Source organism: Novosphingobium sp. Sphag1I, assembly GCF_056279125.1.
Genome location: NZ_JBWBQS010000001.1, coordinates 346,566 through 364,480, shown reverse-complemented (window position 1 = coordinate 364,480; position 17,915 = coordinate 346,566). Strand labels below are relative to the sequence as shown.

At 62.6% G+C, this 17,915-nt stretch carries 18 protein-coding genes; 17 read left to right on the top strand and 1 reads right to left on the bottom strand.

Going from position 1 to position 17,915, the window contains the following annotated elements; translation table 11 throughout:
- The first annotated feature begins 68 nt into the window (after positions 1-68).
- From motA to ACZ9HU_RS01585, 3 genes are all read left to right on the top strand, one after another.
- Positions 69-932 carry a flagellar motor stator protein MotA gene (gene motA, locus ACZ9HU_RS01595; RefSeq protein WP_476101523.1) on the top strand — a complete coding sequence of 288 codons (864 nt, stop codon included), beginning with the start codon at positions 69-71 and terminating at the stop codon, positions 930-932.
- A 15-nt stretch (positions 933-947) separates the two neighbouring features.
- Positions 948-1,787 (top strand): flagellar motor protein MotB, encoded by an 840-nt coding sequence (locus ACZ9HU_RS01590; RefSeq protein WP_476101521.1) that lies wholly within the window; start codon positions 948-950, stop codon positions 1,785-1,787.
- A 131-nt stretch (positions 1,788-1,918) separates the two neighbouring features.
- Entirely contained in the window at positions 1,919-4,369 is a 2,451-nt protein-coding gene (locus ACZ9HU_RS01585; RefSeq protein ID WP_476101519.1) for an HAD family hydrolase, read from the top strand.
- Positions 4,370-4,525: 156 nt separating this feature from the next.
- Here ACZ9HU_RS01585 and ACZ9HU_RS01580 read toward each other — a convergent pair whose 3' ends face one another.
- Complete coding sequence (locus ACZ9HU_RS01580; RefSeq protein ID WP_476101517.1) at positions 4,526-5,356, bottom strand: flagellin N-terminal helical domain-containing protein; 831 nt, start codon at positions 5,354-5,356, stop codon at positions 4,526-4,528.
- 451 nt (positions 5,357-5,807) lie between these two features.
- On the opposite strand from ACZ9HU_RS01580, the gene ACZ9HU_RS01575 reads away from it, so the two are divergent.
- The 14 genes from ACZ9HU_RS01575 to ACZ9HU_RS01510 all read left to right on the top strand — a co-directional run bounded on the left by ACZ9HU_RS01575 (position 5,808) and on the right by ACZ9HU_RS01510 (position 17,911).
- Positions 5,808-7,136 (top strand): sigma-54 interaction domain-containing protein, encoded by a 1,329-nt coding sequence (locus ACZ9HU_RS01575; RefSeq protein ID WP_476101515.1) that lies wholly within the window; start codon positions 5,808-5,810, stop codon positions 7,134-7,136.
- On the top strand, positions 7,133-7,519 hold the full coding sequence (fliE, locus tag ACZ9HU_RS01570; protein WP_476101513.1) for a flagellar hook-basal body complex protein FliE: 387 nt from the start codon (positions 7,133-7,135) through the stop codon (positions 7,517-7,519). Before ACZ9HU_RS01575 ends, fliE begins: the two co-directional genes overlap by 4 nt.
- A 3-nt stretch (positions 7,520-7,522) precedes the next feature.
- The gene (gene fliF / locus ACZ9HU_RS01565; protein ID WP_476101511.1) at positions 7,523-9,274 is read left to right on the top strand and encodes a flagellar basal-body MS-ring/collar protein FliF; all 1,752 of its coding nucleotides are present in this window, start codon (positions 7,523-7,525) and stop codon (positions 9,272-9,274) included.
- Positions 9,271-10,317, top strand: a complete 1,047-nt coding sequence (locus ACZ9HU_RS01560) for a flagellar motor switch protein FliG (RefSeq protein WP_476101509.1) — start codon at positions 9,271-9,273, stop codon at positions 10,315-10,317. The genes fliF and ACZ9HU_RS01560 overlap by 4 nt, the downstream gene beginning before the upstream one ends.
- A 27-nt stretch (positions 10,318-10,344) precedes the next feature.
- Positions 10,345-11,034 carry a FliH/SctL family protein gene (locus ACZ9HU_RS01555; RefSeq protein WP_476101507.1) on the top strand — a complete coding sequence of 230 codons (690 nt, stop codon included), beginning with the start codon at positions 10,345-10,347 and terminating at the stop codon, positions 11,032-11,034.
- Positions 11,034-12,359 (top strand): FliI/YscN family ATPase, encoded by a 1,326-nt coding sequence (locus ACZ9HU_RS01550; RefSeq protein WP_476101505.1) that lies wholly within the window; start codon positions 11,034-11,036, stop codon positions 12,357-12,359. The genes ACZ9HU_RS01555 and ACZ9HU_RS01550 overlap by 1 nt, the downstream gene beginning before the upstream one ends.
- On the top strand, positions 12,349-12,783 hold the full coding sequence (locus ACZ9HU_RS01545) for a hypothetical protein (protein ID WP_476101503.1): 435 nt from the start codon (positions 12,349-12,351) through the stop codon (positions 12,781-12,783). The genes ACZ9HU_RS01550 and ACZ9HU_RS01545 overlap by 11 nt, the downstream gene beginning before the upstream one ends.
- Positions 12,784-12,850: 67 nt before the next feature.
- Complete coding sequence (locus ACZ9HU_RS01540) at positions 12,851-14,545, top strand: hypothetical protein (RefSeq protein WP_476101501.1); 1,695 nt, start codon at positions 12,851-12,853, stop codon at positions 14,543-14,545.
- 33 nt (positions 14,546-14,578) lie between these two features.
- Positions 14,579-15,187 carry a flagellar basal body-associated FliL family protein gene (locus ACZ9HU_RS01535; RefSeq protein WP_476101499.1) on the top strand — a complete coding sequence of 203 codons (609 nt, stop codon included), beginning with the start codon at positions 14,579-14,581 and terminating at the stop codon, positions 15,185-15,187.
- Between the two features lie 28 nt (positions 15,188-15,215).
- Positions 15,216-16,154: a FliM/FliN family flagellar motor switch protein gene (locus ACZ9HU_RS01530; protein WP_476101497.1), complete on the top strand. Its 939-nt coding sequence runs from the start codon at positions 15,216-15,218 to the stop codon at positions 16,152-16,154.
- Positions 16,151-16,489, top strand: a complete 339-nt coding sequence (gene fliN, locus ACZ9HU_RS01525) for a flagellar motor switch protein FliN (RefSeq protein WP_476101495.1) — start codon at positions 16,151-16,153, stop codon at positions 16,487-16,489. The genes ACZ9HU_RS01530 and fliN overlap by 4 nt, the downstream gene beginning before the upstream one ends.
- Positions 16,489-16,815 (top strand): FliO/MopB family protein, encoded by a 327-nt coding sequence (locus ACZ9HU_RS01520; RefSeq protein WP_476101493.1) that lies wholly within the window; start codon positions 16,489-16,491, stop codon positions 16,813-16,815. The genes fliN and ACZ9HU_RS01520 overlap by 1 nt, the downstream gene beginning before the upstream one ends.
- A complete protein-coding gene (gene fliP / locus ACZ9HU_RS01515) occupies positions 16,815-17,627 on the top strand; it encodes a flagellar type III secretion system pore protein FliP (protein WP_476101491.1) in 813 nt (270 codons plus the stop codon). Before ACZ9HU_RS01520 ends, fliP begins: the two co-directional genes overlap by 1 nt.
- On the top strand, positions 17,627-17,911 hold the full coding sequence (locus ACZ9HU_RS01510) for a flagellar biosynthetic protein FliQ (protein ID WP_476101489.1): 285 nt from the start codon (positions 17,627-17,629) through the stop codon (positions 17,909-17,911). Before fliP ends, ACZ9HU_RS01510 begins: the two co-directional genes overlap by 1 nt.
- Positions 17,912-17,915: the final 4 nt, after the last annotated feature.

Here is a 17,915-nt window from a genome sequence, read left to right as displayed (position 1 = left end):
TGCATGATCAATTGCCTCGCCATGCCCAATAATGCTGGCCAGGCTTTGCCCCGCAAAGGACGTTAACCATGTTTCCCGTTATTGGCCTCGTCGTTCTCTTTGCTGCGGTCTTTGGCGTTTTCGCCATGACCGGCGGCGCGCTTGGCCCGGTTTTCGAGGCCATCCCGCACGAAGTGGCGACCATTGGCGGGGCGGGCATTGCGGCGTTGATCATCGGCAATGACATGCATGGTTTGAAAGCCTTGGGCGCGGGTTTTGGTAAAGTGTTCAAAGGTCCGCGCCATAACAAGCAGGACCATATTGACGTCATCGCCCTGACCACCAAGCTGATGAAACTGTTGCGCACCGAAGGCCCGGTGGCGATGGAAAGCCATGTGCAGGACCCCAAAAGCTCGGCCATCTTTGCCGAATATCCGCGCCTTCTGGCCAATCATGAATTGACCGATCTGATCTGTGACACGCTGACCCTGATCGTGGTGTCGTCCGGCACGCTGGAGGTTCATGCGGTTGAGGATGTGATGGACAATGCCATCAAGACCCACATGACCGCCCTTGAACACCCCCAACACGCCATTCAGGGGCTGGGCGACGCTCTGCCCGCGCTGGGTATTGTGGCGGCGGTTCTGGGCGTGGTCAAAACCATGGGCTCGATCGACAAGCCGCCGACGGTTCTGGGCGCGATGATCGGTTCGGCGCTGGTGGGGACGTTCATGGGCGTGATGATGGCCTATGGCATCGTCGGCCCGATGGCCGGACGCCTGCAACAGGTGAACGAGGCCGATGCGCAGATCTTCAACTGCGTCAAACAGGTGATCATCGCCTCGCTGCATGGCTGGCCGCAACCGCTGGTGGTGGAAAGCGCGCGTTCGGGTCTTTCGCATGATTACCGCCCCGGCCTTTCGGAACTGCTCGACGCGCTGCGCGGCCGATAACGGGGGGATAGACATATGGCCCCGCCCAAAAAGCCCGGCAAAAATGAAATCCCCGCCCCGATCATCGTCAAGAAGATCAACATCGTGGCCGCCGGCCACCATGGCGGCGCGTGGAAAGTGGCCTATGCCGACTTTGTGACGGCGATGATGGCGTTCTTTCTGTTGATGTGGCTGCTGGGCGCGACCACGGAAAAACAGCGCAAGGGTATTGCCGACTATTTCACCCCCACCATGATCAAGACCCGTCAGGGCAGCGCCGGTTCGAACGGGCTTCTGCACGGCAGTTCCTTGACCGACGTGGACGATTACCCCCACCGTCAGGGTCAGACCGGCACCCGCGCCATGACCATCCCGCGCGACACGACCGGCGGGCCAAAGGAAGGCGGCACCAAGATCAAGCGCGTGGCCTCGGTCACCCAAAAGTTGCAGCAAAAGCTGTCGGCGACGGAAAAGCTGAAGAAACTGGCCCGCACGTTGAAGGTCACCGCCACGCCCGAAGGCATCCGTCTCGATCTGGTCGATGACGCCGATTTCTCGATGTTCCAATTGGGCACGACGATCCTTACTCCCGATGCGGTGCAATTGCTGCATGCCATTGGTCAGGTTTTGAAGGATGAAGAAGGCGGATTGACGATTCGCGGCCATACCGACGGGTTGAAGTGGAAACGCAGCGACACGATCAACAACTGGTCGCTGTCCGCAGGCCGTGCCGAAGCGACGCGACAGGCGTTGATGCGCGATGGCATTGGCGAAACACGGTTTCGTCGGATCGAAGGCGTCGCCGACCGCGAGCCTTTGATCGCGGACAACCCCAATGACGCACGCAACCGCCGCATGTCGATCCTGCTCAACTAAGTAAATCCACAGGATAGCCCAACGACGAGTCTTTCACCCCGCCCGTTTACTTCTTGGCAAGACAGGAACGGGGCAAGGTCGGGCGTCTTTACGGGCGTTTTGCGCGGCTCCGTCAGCCATGGAGCCGTGTAATGTCTGCGCCAATCGATCATGCAACGCTGGCCCCCGAACTGGTCCCCGAACTGGTCAGGGCCAGCGCGCGTACCGAAATCCTGCCCCATGAATTGCCCGATGTGCTGGATGACTATCCGCTGGTGCAAGTGCTCAGTCTGGACTGTTTCGACACGCTGATCTGGCGCGACAGCAACCGCCCCGTCGACATTTTCGAAGCCTTGCCCGGCATGGCCGGATCACAACGCGCCAAAGCCGAGGAAATGGCCCGTCGCGGCGCCCGCCTGATGGCCCATGGCGAAGACATCACCATAGGCGAGATCTATGACAAGCTGATGCCCAACGCCTCGCCCGATATGCGTCAGGCGGCAATCCGGGCCGAATTGGATGCCGAAGCCACCCATTGCTATGCCTTTGCCCCCACCGTCGAATTGATCCGCCGGGCCAAGGCGCGCGGGATGCAGGTGGTGATCGTGTCGGACACCTATCTGGACGGCGACATGCTGCGCGAATTGATTGCGCGGGCGGGTGGTACGGAATTGTCGGCCATGATCGACCGTGTGTTTGTGTCCTCGCATTGGCGCCTGCCCAAGGCGCGGGGGCTGTACCGCCATGTTCTGCCCGAACTGGGCGTCGAACCGGGCGCGATCCTGCATATTGGCGACAATCTGAACGCGGACGTCAAAGGCGTCGCGCCGCTGGGGGTGAATGCGGTGCATCTCAAACAATTCCACAGCGAGATCGAGCGGCAATTGCGGCTTGAGGCCTGCCTCGACACTTTGTTGGCCAAGGACATGGATGCGTTGAGCGCCCCCCAGCCCCACCGCGCAGCTTTGGCGCAATGGACCCCGCAATTGACCGATACGGCGCAGCATTTCGGCTATGCCGTGCTGGGGCCGATCTTCACCGGCTATGACCGATGGTTGACCGACGAGGCACAGGCGCTGGCGCAAAAGCATGGTGGAGCCGTCCACTGGCTGTTCCTGATGCGCGACGGGCATTTGCCGATGCTGGTCCATCAACAGCGCCATGGCGCGGGCCAGACCAGCGCCCATGCCATCGAGATCAGCCGCTTTACCGCCACGGCCGCGACCTTTACCACGGACGAGGCTATCGACGCCTATGTCGAGGATATGCGGGGCACCGATCCGGCGGTGATTGCCCAGCAATTGCAGTGCCCGCCCGCCGAGGTCAAAAAACTGGCCGCGATTGCGGACAAGGGCGCGGGGACGCAGGCGCTGCACGCCCTGTTGCTGCGTCGGGAAATCCGTCGTTTCATTCACAAGGCCGCGCGCCGCATGGCCGACCGGATGATCGCCCATGTCCGCGCCGCCGCCCAGCCCAAACCCGGCGATGTGCTGATGCTGGTTGACCTTGGCTATAATGGCTCGGTCCAAAACCGCATCGACGGCTTGTTGGCCAATGCCTTTAACGCCCATGTCGCGGGCCGATACCTGCTGCTGCGCGAGATTGAGGTGAGCGGGTTGGACAAGGCCGGCTATTTTGACGGGCGGCATTATGACCATCAGGCGTTGAGCGCGATGTCCAGTCATGTGGCCGTATTCGAACAGCTTTGCACTAACACCCAAGGTTCGGTCATCGATTACACCGAACGCGGCGATCCGGTGCGCCGGTCCAACGACATCAAACAGGCCCAAAGCGCCATCCGCGAGGCGACCCAGCAGGGCTGTCTGCATTTTGCCGAAACCCAGCCCGCCGCCGTGATCCGCGTGCGCAACAATGCCGCGATGGATGCCGAACACTGGCGGCGCAGCAATGCCGCCACGATGATGCGGTTGATGTTCCTGCCCATGCCTTATGAATTGAACGTGTTTGAAACATTCGAACATGACGTCAATCTGGGCACTGACGAAACCATTGCCTTGTTCAGCAAAGGCCATGCGCAAAAGGGACTGCGGCAACAGGGGTTGTTTTATTTGAAGGGCGCGCGGCGCATGTTCCTGCCCGCCGAATTGTCGGATGAAGGCATGGCCACGCGCCTTGCCTATCTGGCCACCAGCCGCTTTGGCATGTCACTCAACGTCAGCGACTTTATCGCCGAGGGCGGATTTCTGGTTCCCACGATTTACAGCAATGGGCGCGAAGTGGTTGAAACCCGTTTCAACGCGTTGCCCACGCATAATGGCTATCACACATTATGCATCCCCATCGCCGATTGCCGCTATACGGCCGCGATCCAGTTCGGCGCGCTGTTCGATTGGGTGGAGGTCAGCTCCATCACCGCCCTGCCCCAGGCCGAACATCTGAATAACAAGCATGATACGGCCGCCCGTGAAATCGCCATGACCGCTGTTCTCGAAGGGATCGAGGCACGATCAAACAACCTGTGGCAATGCACATCGGCCCATGGCTTTGCGCTGATCAACCCGCCCGCGCGGCGCGATGCCACGCCGATGATGTTGTTGATCGTATTTCGTCCGGTGACTTGGAAAGAACAGGGCGCAAGCTGAACCAACAACAGGTTTTTTCCATATTCAAACGCCGCGCCCCCATCGGGACGCGGCGTTTTTTGATGGACCGGACAATGGATATACGGGAAATGCGGCAAACCCGGCGCTTCCCTTTGGGGGAAACGCCGGGCGCCGGTGTCTTAACCGGGTTTTGGCTTACTTGAGCAGCGAGAGAACATTCTGCTGGCTCTGGTTGGCCTGGGCAATCATGGCGGTCGATGCCTGGCTCAGGATCTGGGCCTTGGCCATCGCGGTCGATTCCGCCGAATAGTCGGTGTCCTCGATGCGGCTGCGTGCGGCCGACAGGTTGGTGGCGTTGTTGGTCAGGTTGTTGACCGCCGACTGCAACTGGCTCTGACCAGCGCCGAAACCGGCGGCGGCGGTCGAAACCTGACGGATCAGCGTGTCCATCGTGTCGATGGTGGACGATGCCGAACCGGCCGAGGTCACGTCGATGTTGGCGCTTTCGGCGTCCCAATCGATGCCGTTCGAGGTCAGCGTGATCGTGTCGGTGGTGTTCGCACCGGCCTGGATGTCAAAGGTGGTGGTGGCGGCCGAACCGGCGCCGCTTGTGTTGAACAGCGCGTTTCCGTTGAACTTGGTATCGCCCAGAATGCTGGTGATCTGGGTCTTGAGCGAGTCCACTTCCTGCTGCATGTCTTCGCGGTCGGTGTCCTGATAGGTGCCCGACGACGACTGCACGGCCAGTTCACGAACGCGCTGCATCATGTTGGTCACTTCGGTCAGCGAACCCTGAGCCGTTTGCGCCAGCGAGATACCGTCATTGGCGTTCTTGATGCCCTGGTTCATACCGTTGATCTGGCTGGTCATCGAGGTCGAAATGGCCAGACCGGCGGCATCGTCTGCGGCCGAGTTGATGCGGACGCCCGTCGAAAGGCGGGTCATCGCCTTGGCGGTCATGGTGGCCGCCGAGTTAGAAGCATTGGTCGCCTGAAGGGCGTTAACGTTGGTGTTGATGACAGTCATGGTATACTCCCGATATATCCCGAGGTTGCCAGCCTGCCGGTCCATCCCGTACTGGCTGCCAGCCACTAGAGCGGCGAATTGCGGGTGGTTTTAAGCCCTTTGCCGAAAATTTGTTTTTGGGGTGTGGAACGCCGCCCGATCGCATGGCCAATTCAGCGAGGCGCCGACTCACTTGCTGCATCTGCGAAGAATCAGACCCAAGTAAGGGATCGAATCATGTCCGCGCGCGTCGCTCGCATCACGCACATGTAACGGTTTGAGGGCAATTTTATTAAGGCCAAAATGACAAATTTTTTTCTGTTAACCAACCAAATCGCTAAGGTTTCAAGGAAAAAATTTCATCTCATTTGCCTAAAATAGGGAATTGTACGCCCCATCTCAGTACGGCGGATTTTGACGTTACAATGCGAAAAACCAGATCGGGAATGGTTAAATCCGGGACTGGGAAACAATGGAACATATCGAAATCACCCAAGGCACGGCACAGCGGCACGCTCCGCTTGTGCAACGCGCCGGCGCGGTGATCGCCACGATGGGCAGCACTTGCAGACTGCGCCTGATTGAAGGCGCAGCCGATGGTCGCAGCCCGGTGCTTGGTGATGATCGTACGACGATCCGCCTGATGAAGGGTCGACTTAACCAATTGGAAAGACTGCCTGTTCCGCGTGGCGGGCGCAAACCTCACTTTGCCCTTTCCTATGTGGATGCCGCAGGTGAAGACGCCCTGGCCGCGTTGATCGCCAGCGCGACTTGCGGTGGTCCGGTGGCCGCTGATCCCGACTCGCTCTCGGTACTTGCATTGGCCGAACGGCTCGCGCTCAGCGATATTCCGGTGCTGATCGGTGGGCCGACCGGCACGGGTAAGGAAGTGCTCAGCCGGTTCATCCATGACAGCAGTCCGCGCAAGAATGGACCCTTTATCGCCGTTAACTGTGCCGCCATGCCAGAAGCCATGCTCGAAGCGCTGTTGTTTGGTCATACCAAGGGCGCGTTCACCGGCGCGACCAGCGCCAATGAAGGCTTTTTCCGCGCAGCAGACGGCGGCACGCTCCTGCTCGACGAAATCGCCGAAATGCCGCTGGCGCTTCAGGCCAAATTGCTGCGCGCCTTGCAGGAAGGCGAAGTGGTGCCGATCGGCGCGACCCAGCCGGTACGCTTTGACGTGCGCATCATTGCTGCGGCCAACCGCGACCTGCCGACCGAAGTGGCCGAGGGCCGTTTCCGCGCCGACCTGTTCTATCGCCTCAACGTCTTCCCCCTCGCGCTCAAGCCGCTGCGGGAACGTCTGGAGGACATCGCCCCGCTCGCCTTTGCGCTGGCGCTGCGCCACACGCCCGCCCATCGCCCGGTGCCGTGGATCGGCGCCGAAACCATCGCCATGCTGCGCGCCCACGGGTGGCCCGGCAATGTGCGCGAGCTGGAAAATGTGATCCGCCGCGCGCTGCTGCTGGCCGAAGGTCTGGGCGGCGAGGCCAGCGGAGAAATCCGCCCCGAACATATCCGCTTTGATTCCGTGGCCAAACTGGTCGAGGAACCCGCCATCGTCGTCGAAACCATGCCCGAACCGGCCATCCCCGCATCGCACGCGGGCCGCAAGCTGGCCAATATCGTGCAGGTGAGCGAGGCCAAGGCGATCCTTGAAACACTGGCCGCATGCGGGGGCAGCCGCATCGCCGCGGCGCGCCAGTTGGGCATTTCGGAACGCACCTTGCGCTATCGGCTTGCGTCCCTGCGTGAAGCCGGGATGCCGGTGGCCGCCGTCGGCGGAGGCCGCAGATGAGCAGCATCGGGGGCATCGGTGCATCTGGCGGCAGTGCATGGGGTGGGCCTTCGGGCCTGCGCGAGATCATGCAATTGCGCGCCCAGATCATCGAAAAATCACAAATACTGCAACAGATTCATTCGCCGCAGACCCAGTCGGTGCAATCGGCGGGCAGCAATCAGGGCAGCTTTACCGACAAATTGCATGACGCCATGCAATCGGTGAACGCGACCCAGCAACGCGCCGACCAACTGACCGCCGCCTATGAAACCGGCCAGACGCAGGATGTCGCCAAGGTCATGTTGGCCCGGCAAGAGGCGTCGGTGGGTTTTGAAGCGACGCTTCAGGTCCGCAACAAGCTTTTGACCGCCTATCAAGACATCATGAAAATGGGGGTCTGATAAATGGCTGATCTCGTACCGGCCACAGAGACAGGCGGCCTGCCGGCGCCGCCCATGGGATCGATCCTGACGCCGTTGACCGACCCCAATGCGGGAACGCCGATGGCCCGCGCGCGCGCCTTCCTGGGCCAGGAACCGGTCAAGAAGGCCCTGCCCTATTTCGGCGGTCTCTCGCTGCTGGGCGCGGGCGCCTTGGCATGGGGCATGTTGGGTCAGGCGCCGCAGCGCGTCCTCTATTCGCATCTCGACGATGGCGAACGCGCCAATGTGGTGGAACAGCTCGACAAGGCCAAGATCCCCTATTCGATCGACAGCAACACCGGCACGCTGACGGTGGACGAGGCCAATCTGTACAAGGCCCGCATGGTCGTGGCGCAGAATGGCACGCTATCGATGCCCGACACGGCCAGCGACAGTCTGGACAAGCTGCCCATGGGCGCCAGCCGCGCTCTGGAAGGCGAGCGCCTGCGCGCGGCGCGCGAACATGAACTGATGCTCTCGATCAAGGAGATCGATGGCGTCCAGTCGGTGCGCGTCCATATTGCCGAGGGCGAAAAATCGGTCTTTGTCCGCGACCAGATCGCCCCTTCGGCCTCGGTCATGCTGCGTTTGGCCGATGGGCGTCAATTGACCGACAAGCAGGTGTCCGCCGTCGTCAATCTGGTGGCCGGTTCGGTGCCGGGCCTGTCGCCCGATGCGGTGCGGGTGGTGGACCAACGCGGCCGCCTGCTGACCGATCGCGGCGGGGCGGACAGCGACCGTCTGGAAATGCAGGCACGCCTTGAGGAAAAGCTGCATGGTCAGGTGGCCGCGCTGCTGACGCCGATGTTGGGCGACGAAAATTTCACCAGCGAGGTCCAGATCGAGCTGGACAATGATCAGGTGACCAGCGCCCGCGAGTCCTATGACAAGCAAGGCGTTGTGCGCAGCGAAACCAGCCAGCAGAGCCAGCAAAGCGCCTCGCCGCAGGCATCGGGCGTGCCGGGCACTTTATCGAACACGCCGCCCCCCGTCACCCAGCCCAGCCCCGGCGCGCCGCAAGGCACGCCCACCGCTGCGGCCAGTGCCGCACCCACCGCCACCGAAACCAGCGCCAGCAAGAATTACGAACTGGGCCGCGAAGTGGCCGTGACCAATCGCGGGCCGGGACAGATCAAGCGCCTGTCCGTGGCGGTCGCCCTGTCATCCAAGGCGATGGCCAATGTGAAACAGGCCGATATCGAACAGATCAAATCGCTGGTTTCCGCCGCCGTCGGCGCCAATCCGGCGCGGGGCGATCAAGTGGCCGTTGTCGTGCGCAGCTTTGAACCAGTCTCGCCCGCCGCCGTGCCGTTTTATGAAACGCCATGGTTTGCCCGCGCGCTGCATTACGGCGCGATGCTGCTGGGCACGCTGATGGTGTTGTTGTTGGGCGTGCGTCCTTTGATCAAGGCGATCCGCGGCGACAAGCCCAAGCAAAAGCCGCTTTCGACCAAGGAGGCCAAGAAGCTGGCCAAGCAAAAGGCCGAGGAGCGCGCCGCCGCCGAGGAAGAAGCCAAGGTAGCCGGAGAGCAGATGGACGCCGCCGACCCGCCCGGTCTGGCCGCCATTTCGCCCCGCATCCGCGACGAATCCGAACCGGAAGAAATCGATGCCGCGATGGTCGAACGCCAGGTCGAAATTGCCCAACAGATCGTCGAAACCAAGCCCGACAGCGCGGTGATTGCCCTGCGCCAGATGTTGCAGCCCGTGAATGAAGAGACCCAAGCACCATGAGCGACATGAACGCCATTGATACGCAAAATGCCGTTGGCATCGACACGCCGCCGCTCTCGGACGCCGAAGCGGCCGCGGTGCTGGTCATGCTGCTGCACGAGGATCAGGCCAGCCGCATGTTGGGGCAATTGAGCCCCGCCGAATTGCAATTGCTGGGCCAGAAGATGTGCGCCTTGGGCGAAATCGGGCCAGAGGCGATTTGCCGCGCGGTCGATGGCTTTGCCGCGCGCACGCAAAAACTGGGCATTGACGCATGGGGCCGCACCGACCGTGTGCACAATCTGATGCGCCGCGCCGTGGGCACGGTAAAGGCCGACAATCTGATGGAGCGCATCGCCCCCGATGCCCCCCCGCCCAGCCCGCTGGCCATCACCAAATGGCTTAACCCGCAGGCCATCGTGCCGCTGGTCAAGGGGGAGCATCCTCAGGCGATTGCCGTGCTGTTGATCCAGTTGGAGGCGGACGTTGCGGCCAAGGTGCTGCATTCCCTGCCGCCCGATCAGCAGACGCAGGTGGTCCACCGCGTCGCCACGATGGGCCCGGTCAGCCCCGAAGCCCTGTTGATGCTGGAAGAATTGCTCAGCCGGCGGATCATGGAATTCCACGGTCGCGGCGCGCTCACCATGGGCGGGGCCAAGAACGCGGCCGAAATCATCAACAATTCGGCCAAGACGGTGGAAAAGCGGGTCATCCCCGAAATCACCAAGATGGACAAGGCATTGGCCCGCGCGATCGAAAACGAAATGTTCAAGTTCGAGCATCTGTTCGAACTCGATCCCAAATCCATGGGCGCACTGCTGCGCGAGGTGGAAAGCGACATTCTGATCAACGCCCTGAAAGGCATTGCCGAGGAACAGCGCGACGTCTTTTTCGCCGCCATGTCCAGCCGCGCCGCCGATGGCGTTAAGGATGAAATCGCCAGCCGTGGCCGCCTGAAAATGGCCGATTGCGTCGAGGCGCAAAAGCAGATCGTCGCCGCCGCCCGCCGTCTGGCCGCCGAAGGGGTCATCTCCTTTGGCAGCGGCGAGGACGATTATGTGTAACGGCTCCGGGTATAGGGGTGCGGTCTGATGGCTGATCTTGCGGGAATTTTGGCCGGTGGCGGGGGCAGCTTCACCCCCGACGCGCGCTTTGCCGGGCTGCGCGGGCTGGAGGATGAATTGCCCGGCCCGCTCTCGGTCATGCGGATGCGCTTTGCCCCCATCACCCCGCCAGAGGCCGAACCTACGCTGGGTGTCTTGGTCGAGGATGAGGTCAGCCCGGAGCCCGACCCCATCGAAACCGCCCGGTCCGAGGCCTATACACGCGGGTGGTCCGATGCCCATGCCGCCGCGATTCAGGCCGCCGCCATGGCCGATGAAACGCGGGGCCAGATGGAAATCGTGCTGCGCCGTCTGGACGGACAATTGGCCGAACAATTTCGCCAGCGATTGATGGAAACGGTGATCGCCCTTTGCGAAAGCTGCTTGGCCCCGCTGGCCTTGGACAAGGACGCCTTGATGCGCCGGGTTGAACGGGCCGCGGCCATGTTCAACCGCGCCGATGATGACCGCGTGATCCGTATGCACCCCGAAGACTTGAGCGCGATCCAATCCCGCCTGCCCAAGGATTGGGAGGTACAGGGTGATTCCACGATGGAACGCGGCGCAATCCGCGTGGAAAGCCGCAGCGGCGGCATCGAGACCGGCGGCGCAGAAGACGGCCCCGAACAATGGCGCCGCGCAATTATCGCCGCGCTCGACATCGGGGGCCTCGACTGATGCTGCGCATTTTCGACGACCTGCTCAGCAGCCCCGACCCCATCGACCTGACGCCCCAACGCTATGGCGTGGTGGCGGCTTGCGACGGGGGCTTGCTGGAGGTGGCGGGCCTGTCGGTTCCGGTGGGCGCGCTGTGCCGGATCAGCCATGGCAATGGACAATCGTTAAGCGCCGAAGTCATCGGTTTTCGCAATGGGCGGACGCTGATGATGCTGCTGGGCGATACGGTTTTGCTGCGCCCCGGTGCGCGGGTGCGCCCGGTGGGCAAGCCCGGCATGTTGCCCGTTGGCGAAGTCTTTCTGGGCCGCGCCGTCGATGGCGAAGGCAAACCCATCGACGGGCTTGGCCCGCTGCACCCCCGCGCCCTGTGGCCGGCCGGCGGCGTGCGCGCAGGCGCGCTGGACCGCAGCCCGGTGCGCCAGAGTTTCGATACGGGCGTGCGCGCGCTCAACGCCATCACCACCTTTGGCGTGGGGCAACGTATCGGCATCATGGCCGGATCGGGTGTCGGCAAATCGGTGCTGCTGGACATGATCGCCCATGGGGCCAGCGCAGAAATCGTCATTGTCGGCCTGATCGGCGAACGCGCGCGTGAAGTGTCCGATTTCGTCGAACGCCATATGGCGGGCAGCAAGCGCGCCTCCACCGTCGTCATTGCCGTGCCCGCCGACCATGCGCCCAACCTGCGCATTCGCGGGGCGATGCTGGCCACATCCATGGCCGAATATTTCCGTGCGCGGGGGCGCAAGGTGCTGCTGATCATGGATTCTCTGACCCGCGTGGCCCATGCCGGGCGCGAGATTGGCCTCTTGCTGGGCGAACCGGGCGCGGCGCGGGGTTATCCGCCATCGGCGCTGGCCACGATCACCAAGCTGGTCGAACGCGCGGGCAATTCGGCGCAGAGCAAGGGCTCTATCACCGGGCTTTATACGGTGCTGGCCGATGGCGATTCCCAGGATGATCCGGTGGTGGATACGGCGCGCTCGATATTGGACGGGCATATCGTCCTGTCGCGCGATCTGGCCCAGCGCGGGCAATATCCGGCCATCGACATTGCCGCATCGCTGTCCCGCGTGATGACCGACATCACGTCCAAGGACCACCAACGCCTTGCACGCGCCTTCCGCGCTCTGGTCGCCGCCTATGAGGCCAACCGCGATCTGGTGTTGATGGGGGCCTATCGCGCCGGGGCCGATCCACAACTGGACCGCGCCATCGCCATGCATCCGGCCTTGGTCAAATTCCTGACGCAGGAAGGCGGCACCATCGTCACACTGGAACAGGCCGTGGCCCAATTGGGCGCCTTGCTGGGCCATGAAGGCTGAGCGGGACAAACTGAAACGGTTGCAAAGGCTGGAGCGGGTGCGCGCCATTGCCAAGCAGACCGCCGCCAGCGAGGCCGCCCGCGCCGAAGGCACCTATGCCCAATTGACGCAACTGGCCCAGCGGACCGGGCAATTGGCCGCCGATTATGCCGCACGCACCGACATCACCGATGGCGCGGCTTTGCGGTCGATGAACCGCTTTGCCGCCGGTTTGCAGGGCATTCGCGCCGCCACCCAGGCCGACGCCAACCGCGCCCAGATCATTGCCGACAAGCGCCAGCAGGAATTGGCCATGGCCGAACGTCGCCGCGCCGCCGTCGAGGATCGCGCCGCAGCACAGGCCCGGCAAATTTCCGTCCGGCAATCCTATGCCGCATTGGCCGGTCAATTGCAGGCGGCAAAACGTCGGGATTCCGAGGATTAAGGCCCAAAAGCTGAATTGGCACGGCCGTTGCTTAATAGACTGCAAAGCCCAAAAGGAGCCCAGCTTCATGCCCGATGCCACCAGTTTGAACGCCAGTTCCAGCCCCTTGGCCACGCTGCTTGCCGTAGGCGGAACCGGCGTGTCGGCGCAAACGGGCGCTCAGGGCGCGGCGACTAACGGAACTGGCACCCCCATTGGGGCCGCAACCGCCGTTGATCCGACCATCCCGCCGCAACCCGACGCATTTCAGGCGATGTTGAACACGCAGGCCGGCCCAATTGCGGCGGCGGCCTCCTTGCCCCAACCCATTGTGATGCCCAGTGTCGCCGTTTCGACCGGCGATGACACATCCACCGACACCGCAACCGCCCCCGTTTTGACCACCATTGCGGCGCGGGGCCTCAGCGGCAATTTGCCGGTGGGCGGCAAGATCTTGCCGGTCGGCCTGACGCTGGATGATGGCGGGCAACCGGCCGAGGAGCAGACGCCTGTTTCCATCGAGACGCCGCAAATGACCGCGACAAAGGCGGTGACGGTGAACGCTGCTTTGGCCGTGCTGCGCCCGCTGAAAAATGCGGAAAGCAAGGAGCCGGCCGAAGCCAAGACCGACGCAACCAATGATACCAACGGCGATGAAGCCGTTACCGATAGCGTCGATCAGCCGGTTGCCCCAGCGCCCGATGCCGCCGGCATGATGGCCGCGCAACCGGCACCCGTGATCGCCACCGCGCAAACCACCTCGCAAACCACCGGGCGCGCCATGACGCCATCGGCGACGACCGCCGATCAGGGCGTCCCTACCTCGATGACCACGGTTGCGGGCAAAAACGCGCCGATGGCCAGCCGGACCTCGACGACAACGGATACGGACAGCGCCACCTCGACCGCGAGCGCGTCATGGATCGGCGCCCCTGTGTTGCCGGGCATGACCATGAAATCGGCGGCCCCCGCCGCCAACGCCGCTTCGGATCAGCCATCAACCGATGCCGCCACCACAAAGCGGTCGGGTGTCGCATTGGCAACCAAAGATCCCCGGTTGGCCGCAAAGCCTGTGGCCCAATCCGCCGACCATGCGGACACCATTCGTCCGGGCGGCGCAAGCTCGCTGACCCCGGCGGTGCAGCCGGAGATCACGGCCCCCATCCTGCGCGAAGCCTTTATGACGGCCAGCGACAATTTGAGCGCCAGTTCCCATGTTTCGCTTGCCGCATCGACGCAAATGGACGCGACCACAGGCGCCGAGACGTCGCGCGACATGAGCGCTCTGGTCGATCGTCTGGTCGAAACCCGTGCGGCGCTGCGTTCCGGCGCACCGGCCCAATGGGTGCAAACATCGGTGCAACACGCCGAATTTGGCCGTGTCGCTTTGCAAATCCGCCAAGATGGCGACAACCTCTCGGTCGCGATGAGCAGCAATGACCCCGGCTTTGCCCCGGCGGCACAGGCCGCACTTCAGGCATCGCACAGCCTGTTGCAACCCGCCGCCGCCCAGACCGGAGCGGACACATCACAGGACAACCGCCAGCCGGGCCAGCAAGGTCAGGGCAACAGCGCCAATCCCTATACCGACCAATTCGGCAACCCGGCATCGAACGGTCAGAGCGGAGGACAGGCGAGCGGAGGGCAGGCCAATGGCCAGCAAGCCCGCCAACAGTCCGCCTTTGTCACCGAAAATCAGCCAACAGCCCCGCAGGCGCAGCCCAAGGCCGACACCGCGCCCGATGGCAGCGCCCGTTCGGGCCGCACGGGCATTCTGGCCTGACCCTCTCCCCATTAGCATTCAGAGACCGACACCATGAGCAAGGAAAAGACCGACACCGGGGAAAAGCCCGCCAAGGGCAAAAGCCCCATCATGCTGATCGCGATTACGGCGGTCCTGATGCTGGCGGTTGGCGGGGGCGGCGCGTTTGCGGCCTTCAAGATGGGCTATATCGGCGGCGGCGGCGAAGAACACCACAAGGAAGACAATTCGCCCAAGCTGATCAAAAAGGGTGAAGAAGACCCCTTTGCCCCCAAGGCCGCCGAGGGTGGCCATGGTGAAGGCGAAGGCGGCGCCAAGGAAGTCGAGGGCGAAGGTGGTAGCCCCTATAAGACTTCCTACTACACGTTTTCCGAAGATTTTACATCAAATCTCAAGAATTCCTCGGCGCTGGTCCAGATCTCGGTGGCCTGTTCGACCCACCGCGATGGGCGTGTCCTTATGTGGCTGAAAAAGCACGAATTGGCGGTCCGTTCGGAAATGCTCAAAGTGCTGGCCGACACGCCCGAAGAAGAGGTTTCGACGGTCGAAGGTAAGGAAAAACTGCAAAAGCGGCTTACCGACGCCATTAACCATGTTTTGACAGAAGAAGAGGGCTTTGGCGGCATTGACGCCGTCTATTTCAAGAGCTTCCTCGTCCAGTGATCCTCCACACCGACCGGAGACCCACGTCATGAAACCGCAGCGCGAGTTCATCGCCGAACGCCCGCTGGCCGAGCACTGCCCCGAGCTGTTGAAGCGCGGGCCGGCGCCCGAAGACCTTCTCCAGTTGCTGGAGCGGATGGGGCAGCGTTTTGCCCGCCGCCTGTCGGGCGCCTTTGCACCACTGATGGGCGGCGAGGCCCCGATCGTAAGCTGCACCAGCCCGCGTGAAACGAAGATCGGCAGCCTGAACCAGTCGATTGCCGCTCTGGCCGCCAACAGCCTGTTGGCCATTGGCGGGGAAAAAACGCCGCTGCTGGTGTCGATTGAGGCCGAACCCGTGCTGCGCATCGTCGACCGCGCCTTTGGCGGCAAGGGTGAGGCCCCCGCCCCCATGCCCAAGCAATTTCCGCCCGCCGCCGAATTGATGATCGCGCGGCTTGAACTGATGCTGGCCGAACATCTGGTGGCGGCGGTGGGATCGACATCGGGCCGCGCGCCGGATGCCGAAATGCCCGAAATCACCGCCATGCGCCGCGATGGCAGCCTGATCTCGCTGTCTCCCTTTGATGAGAATGTGCCGCTGGCCATGCTCAATCTGGAGGTGGACGATGGCGGCGTTCTGCCCTGGCTGATGACGGTGGCGATGCCTTTCACGACGCTGGCGCGGATCTTTGGCTATGCCGAAAAGGAGCGCGAGTTCCGCCCCGTCAATTTCACGACCGATCCGGCGCAGGGACCGTTTTCCGAAGTGCCCATCACCATCAGCGCCGTTCTGGTCGATATGCGCGTGCCCTTTCCGTCCATCGCCTCGCTGGCGCCCGGCGTTGTGTTGCCGGTGGCGGTGTCGCGCCATGTGCCGCTGCGCGTGGGGGAACGAACCATCGCGCATGGCACCGTGGGCACCATGGATGACCGCGTCGCGGTGCAAATCGACCAAGCCTTTACCGATGAGAGGACCAACGCATGAATTTCCAGACATCGCAGGGTTTTGGCGCCCGCGGCTTCGATTTTCTCAAGGATGTGGATGTTCGCCTGTCGGTGGAACTGGGCCGCACGGACATGAAGCTGAAAGACGTTCTGGCGCTGGGCGAGGAAAGCGTGGTGCTGCTCGACCGGCTGACCGATGAACTGCTGGACGTGATGGTCAATGGCAAGGTCATCGCCAAGGGCGAGATCGTGGCCCAGGGCAACCGCTTTGGCCTGCGCATCGTGGAAATGGCGGGCGGCGAAGAAGGCCCCGAAATCCCCGCCACCCCCGCTGCGACCGGTCGTGGCCGCGCCAAGGCAACGGACATCGGCTGATGCTGTGGTATATCGCCAAGCTGCTGATACTTCTGCCGCTGATCGGCGGCATGATCTGGGGCAGCCTGAAACTGTCGCAGAAATTTCAGTCGCGTTTCATGGGCGCGGGCCAAGGGCGCCGTATCCGCATCGTGGAAACACTGATGCTCAGCCCGACCCAGAAACTGGCGGTCATTTCCTTTGCCGGGCGTGAAATTCTGGTGGCCAGCGGCCGCCATGGCATGACCCGTCTGGCCGAAGTCGAAGCGCCCGATGGCGCAACCTTCGAAGAAAACTTCCGCGATGGCGATGATTTCGCCCAGACGCTGCGGAGAATTGAAAAGTGATGCGATGGATCCGCGCCCTCCTTGCCCTGCCCGTGCTGTTGCATGCCGGCGTGGCCATGGCGCAAAATGCCACGATTGGCGCGATTGCCGGGACCGGCGGCGCGCCGGCGCCCGCATCAAACGGATCGGCCATTCCGGGCGCGCTTGACCGCGCCTTTTCCTCGATGAACGGCGGTCCGGGCGGGGGCATGACGCTCTCGATGCAGATGCTTCTCATCATGGGGCTGCTCTCGATCCTGCCCACGCTGGTCCTGATGATGACCAGTTTCACGCGCATTCTGGTGGTGTTCTCGATCCTGCGTCAGGCCATCGGATTACAGCAATCGCCGCCCAATCAGGTGTTGATCGGGCTGGCGCTGTTCCTCTCGCTCTTCATCATGACACCCACGCTGGACAAGGTGAGCGCCAATGCGCTGACGCCCTATTCGGCGGGCAAGATCAATGCGGAACAAGCAATTTCCACCGCAGGGGTGGAATTCCACGCCTTCATGGTCCGCCAGACGCGCCGCGCCGATCTTCAGATGTTTGCCGATATGGCCAAGGCGCCCAAGTTCAATCGGCCCGAAGATGTGCCTTTCTCGATCCTGTTGCCCGCCTATGTCACGTCGGAATTGAAAACCGCGTTTCAGATCGGCTTCATGCTCTATCTGCCCTTTCTGGTGATCGACCTTGTGGTGGCGGCGGTGTTGATGAGCCTTGGCATGATGATGCTCAGCCCGGCGATGATTTCCTTGCCTTTCAAACTATTGCTGTTCGTGCTGGTCGATGGCTGGGCGCTCTTGATGGGCAGCCTGGCGGCGAGCTTCAACTGATGGATGAAACCTCGCCCCTGCTCGCTCTGGCCGACCGGATGCTTTATGTCGTGGCGCTGTGCGGCGCGCCGGTGTTGCTCACCAGCCTTGCGGTCGGCCTTGTCGTCTCGATCTTTCAGGCGGCCACATCGGTCAACGAACAGACGCTGACCTTTATCCCCAAGGTGATGGCGACAGGCTTGGTGCTGGTGCTGTTTGGCGCCGGGATGCTGGGCCTGATTCAGGATTTCGCCAGAGAGATCTTTGCCGCCATCGCCCAAATCGGCGCGGCCCCGGCGCAATAAAGGG

Excerpts from the sequence above, each read along its gene's own strand:
- motA (WP_476101523.1), top strand. The coding sequence starts at position 69 with ATGTTTCCCGTTATTGGCCTCGTCGTTCTCTTTGCTGCGGTCTTTGGC.
- ACZ9HU_RS01590 (WP_476101521.1), top strand. The coding sequence starts at position 948 with ATGGCCCCGCCCAAAAAGCCCGGCAAAAATGAAATCCCCGCCCCGATC.
- ACZ9HU_RS01585 (WP_476101519.1), top strand. The coding sequence starts at position 1,919 with ATGTCTGCGCCAATCGATCATGCAACGCTGGCCCCCGAACTGGTCCCC.
- ACZ9HU_RS01580 (WP_476101517.1), bottom strand. The coding sequence starts at position 5,356 with ATGACTGTCATCAACACCAACGTTAACGCCCTTCAGGCGACCAATGCT.
- ACZ9HU_RS01575 (WP_476101515.1), top strand. The coding sequence starts at position 5,808 with ATGGAACATATCGAAATCACCCAAGGCACGGCACAGCGGCACGCTCCG.
- fliE (WP_476101513.1), top strand. The coding sequence starts at position 7,133 with ATGAGCAGCATCGGGGGCATCGGTGCATCTGGCGGCAGTGCATGGGGT.
- fliF (WP_476101511.1), top strand. The coding sequence starts at position 7,523 with ATGGCTGATCTCGTACCGGCCACAGAGACAGGCGGCCTGCCGGCGCCG.
- ACZ9HU_RS01560 (WP_476101509.1), top strand. The coding sequence starts at position 9,271 with ATGAGCGACATGAACGCCATTGATACGCAAAATGCCGTTGGCATCGAC.
- ACZ9HU_RS01555 (WP_476101507.1), top strand. The coding sequence starts at position 10,345 with ATGGCTGATCTTGCGGGAATTTTGGCCGGTGGCGGGGGCAGCTTCACC.
- ACZ9HU_RS01550 (WP_476101505.1), top strand. The coding sequence starts at position 11,034 with ATGCTGCGCATTTTCGACGACCTGCTCAGCAGCCCCGACCCCATCGAC.
- ACZ9HU_RS01545 (WP_476101503.1), top strand. The coding sequence starts at position 12,349 with ATGAAGGCTGAGCGGGACAAACTGAAACGGTTGCAAAGGCTGGAGCGG.
- ACZ9HU_RS01540 (WP_476101501.1), top strand. The coding sequence starts at position 12,851 with ATGCCCGATGCCACCAGTTTGAACGCCAGTTCCAGCCCCTTGGCCACG.
- ACZ9HU_RS01535 (WP_476101499.1), top strand. The coding sequence starts at position 14,579 with ATGAGCAAGGAAAAGACCGACACCGGGGAAAAGCCCGCCAAGGGCAAA.
- ACZ9HU_RS01530 (WP_476101497.1), top strand. The coding sequence starts at position 15,216 with ATGAAACCGCAGCGCGAGTTCATCGCCGAACGCCCGCTGGCCGAGCAC.
- fliN (WP_476101495.1), top strand. The coding sequence starts at position 16,151 with ATGAATTTCCAGACATCGCAGGGTTTTGGCGCCCGCGGCTTCGATTTT.
- ACZ9HU_RS01520 (WP_476101493.1), top strand. The coding sequence starts at position 16,489 with ATGCTGTGGTATATCGCCAAGCTGCTGATACTTCTGCCGCTGATCGGC.
- fliP (WP_476101491.1), top strand. The coding sequence starts at position 16,815 with ATGCGATGGATCCGCGCCCTCCTTGCCCTGCCCGTGCTGTTGCATGCC.
- ACZ9HU_RS01510 (WP_476101489.1), top strand. The coding sequence starts at position 17,627 with ATGGATGAAACCTCGCCCCTGCTCGCTCTGGCCGACCGGATGCTTTAT.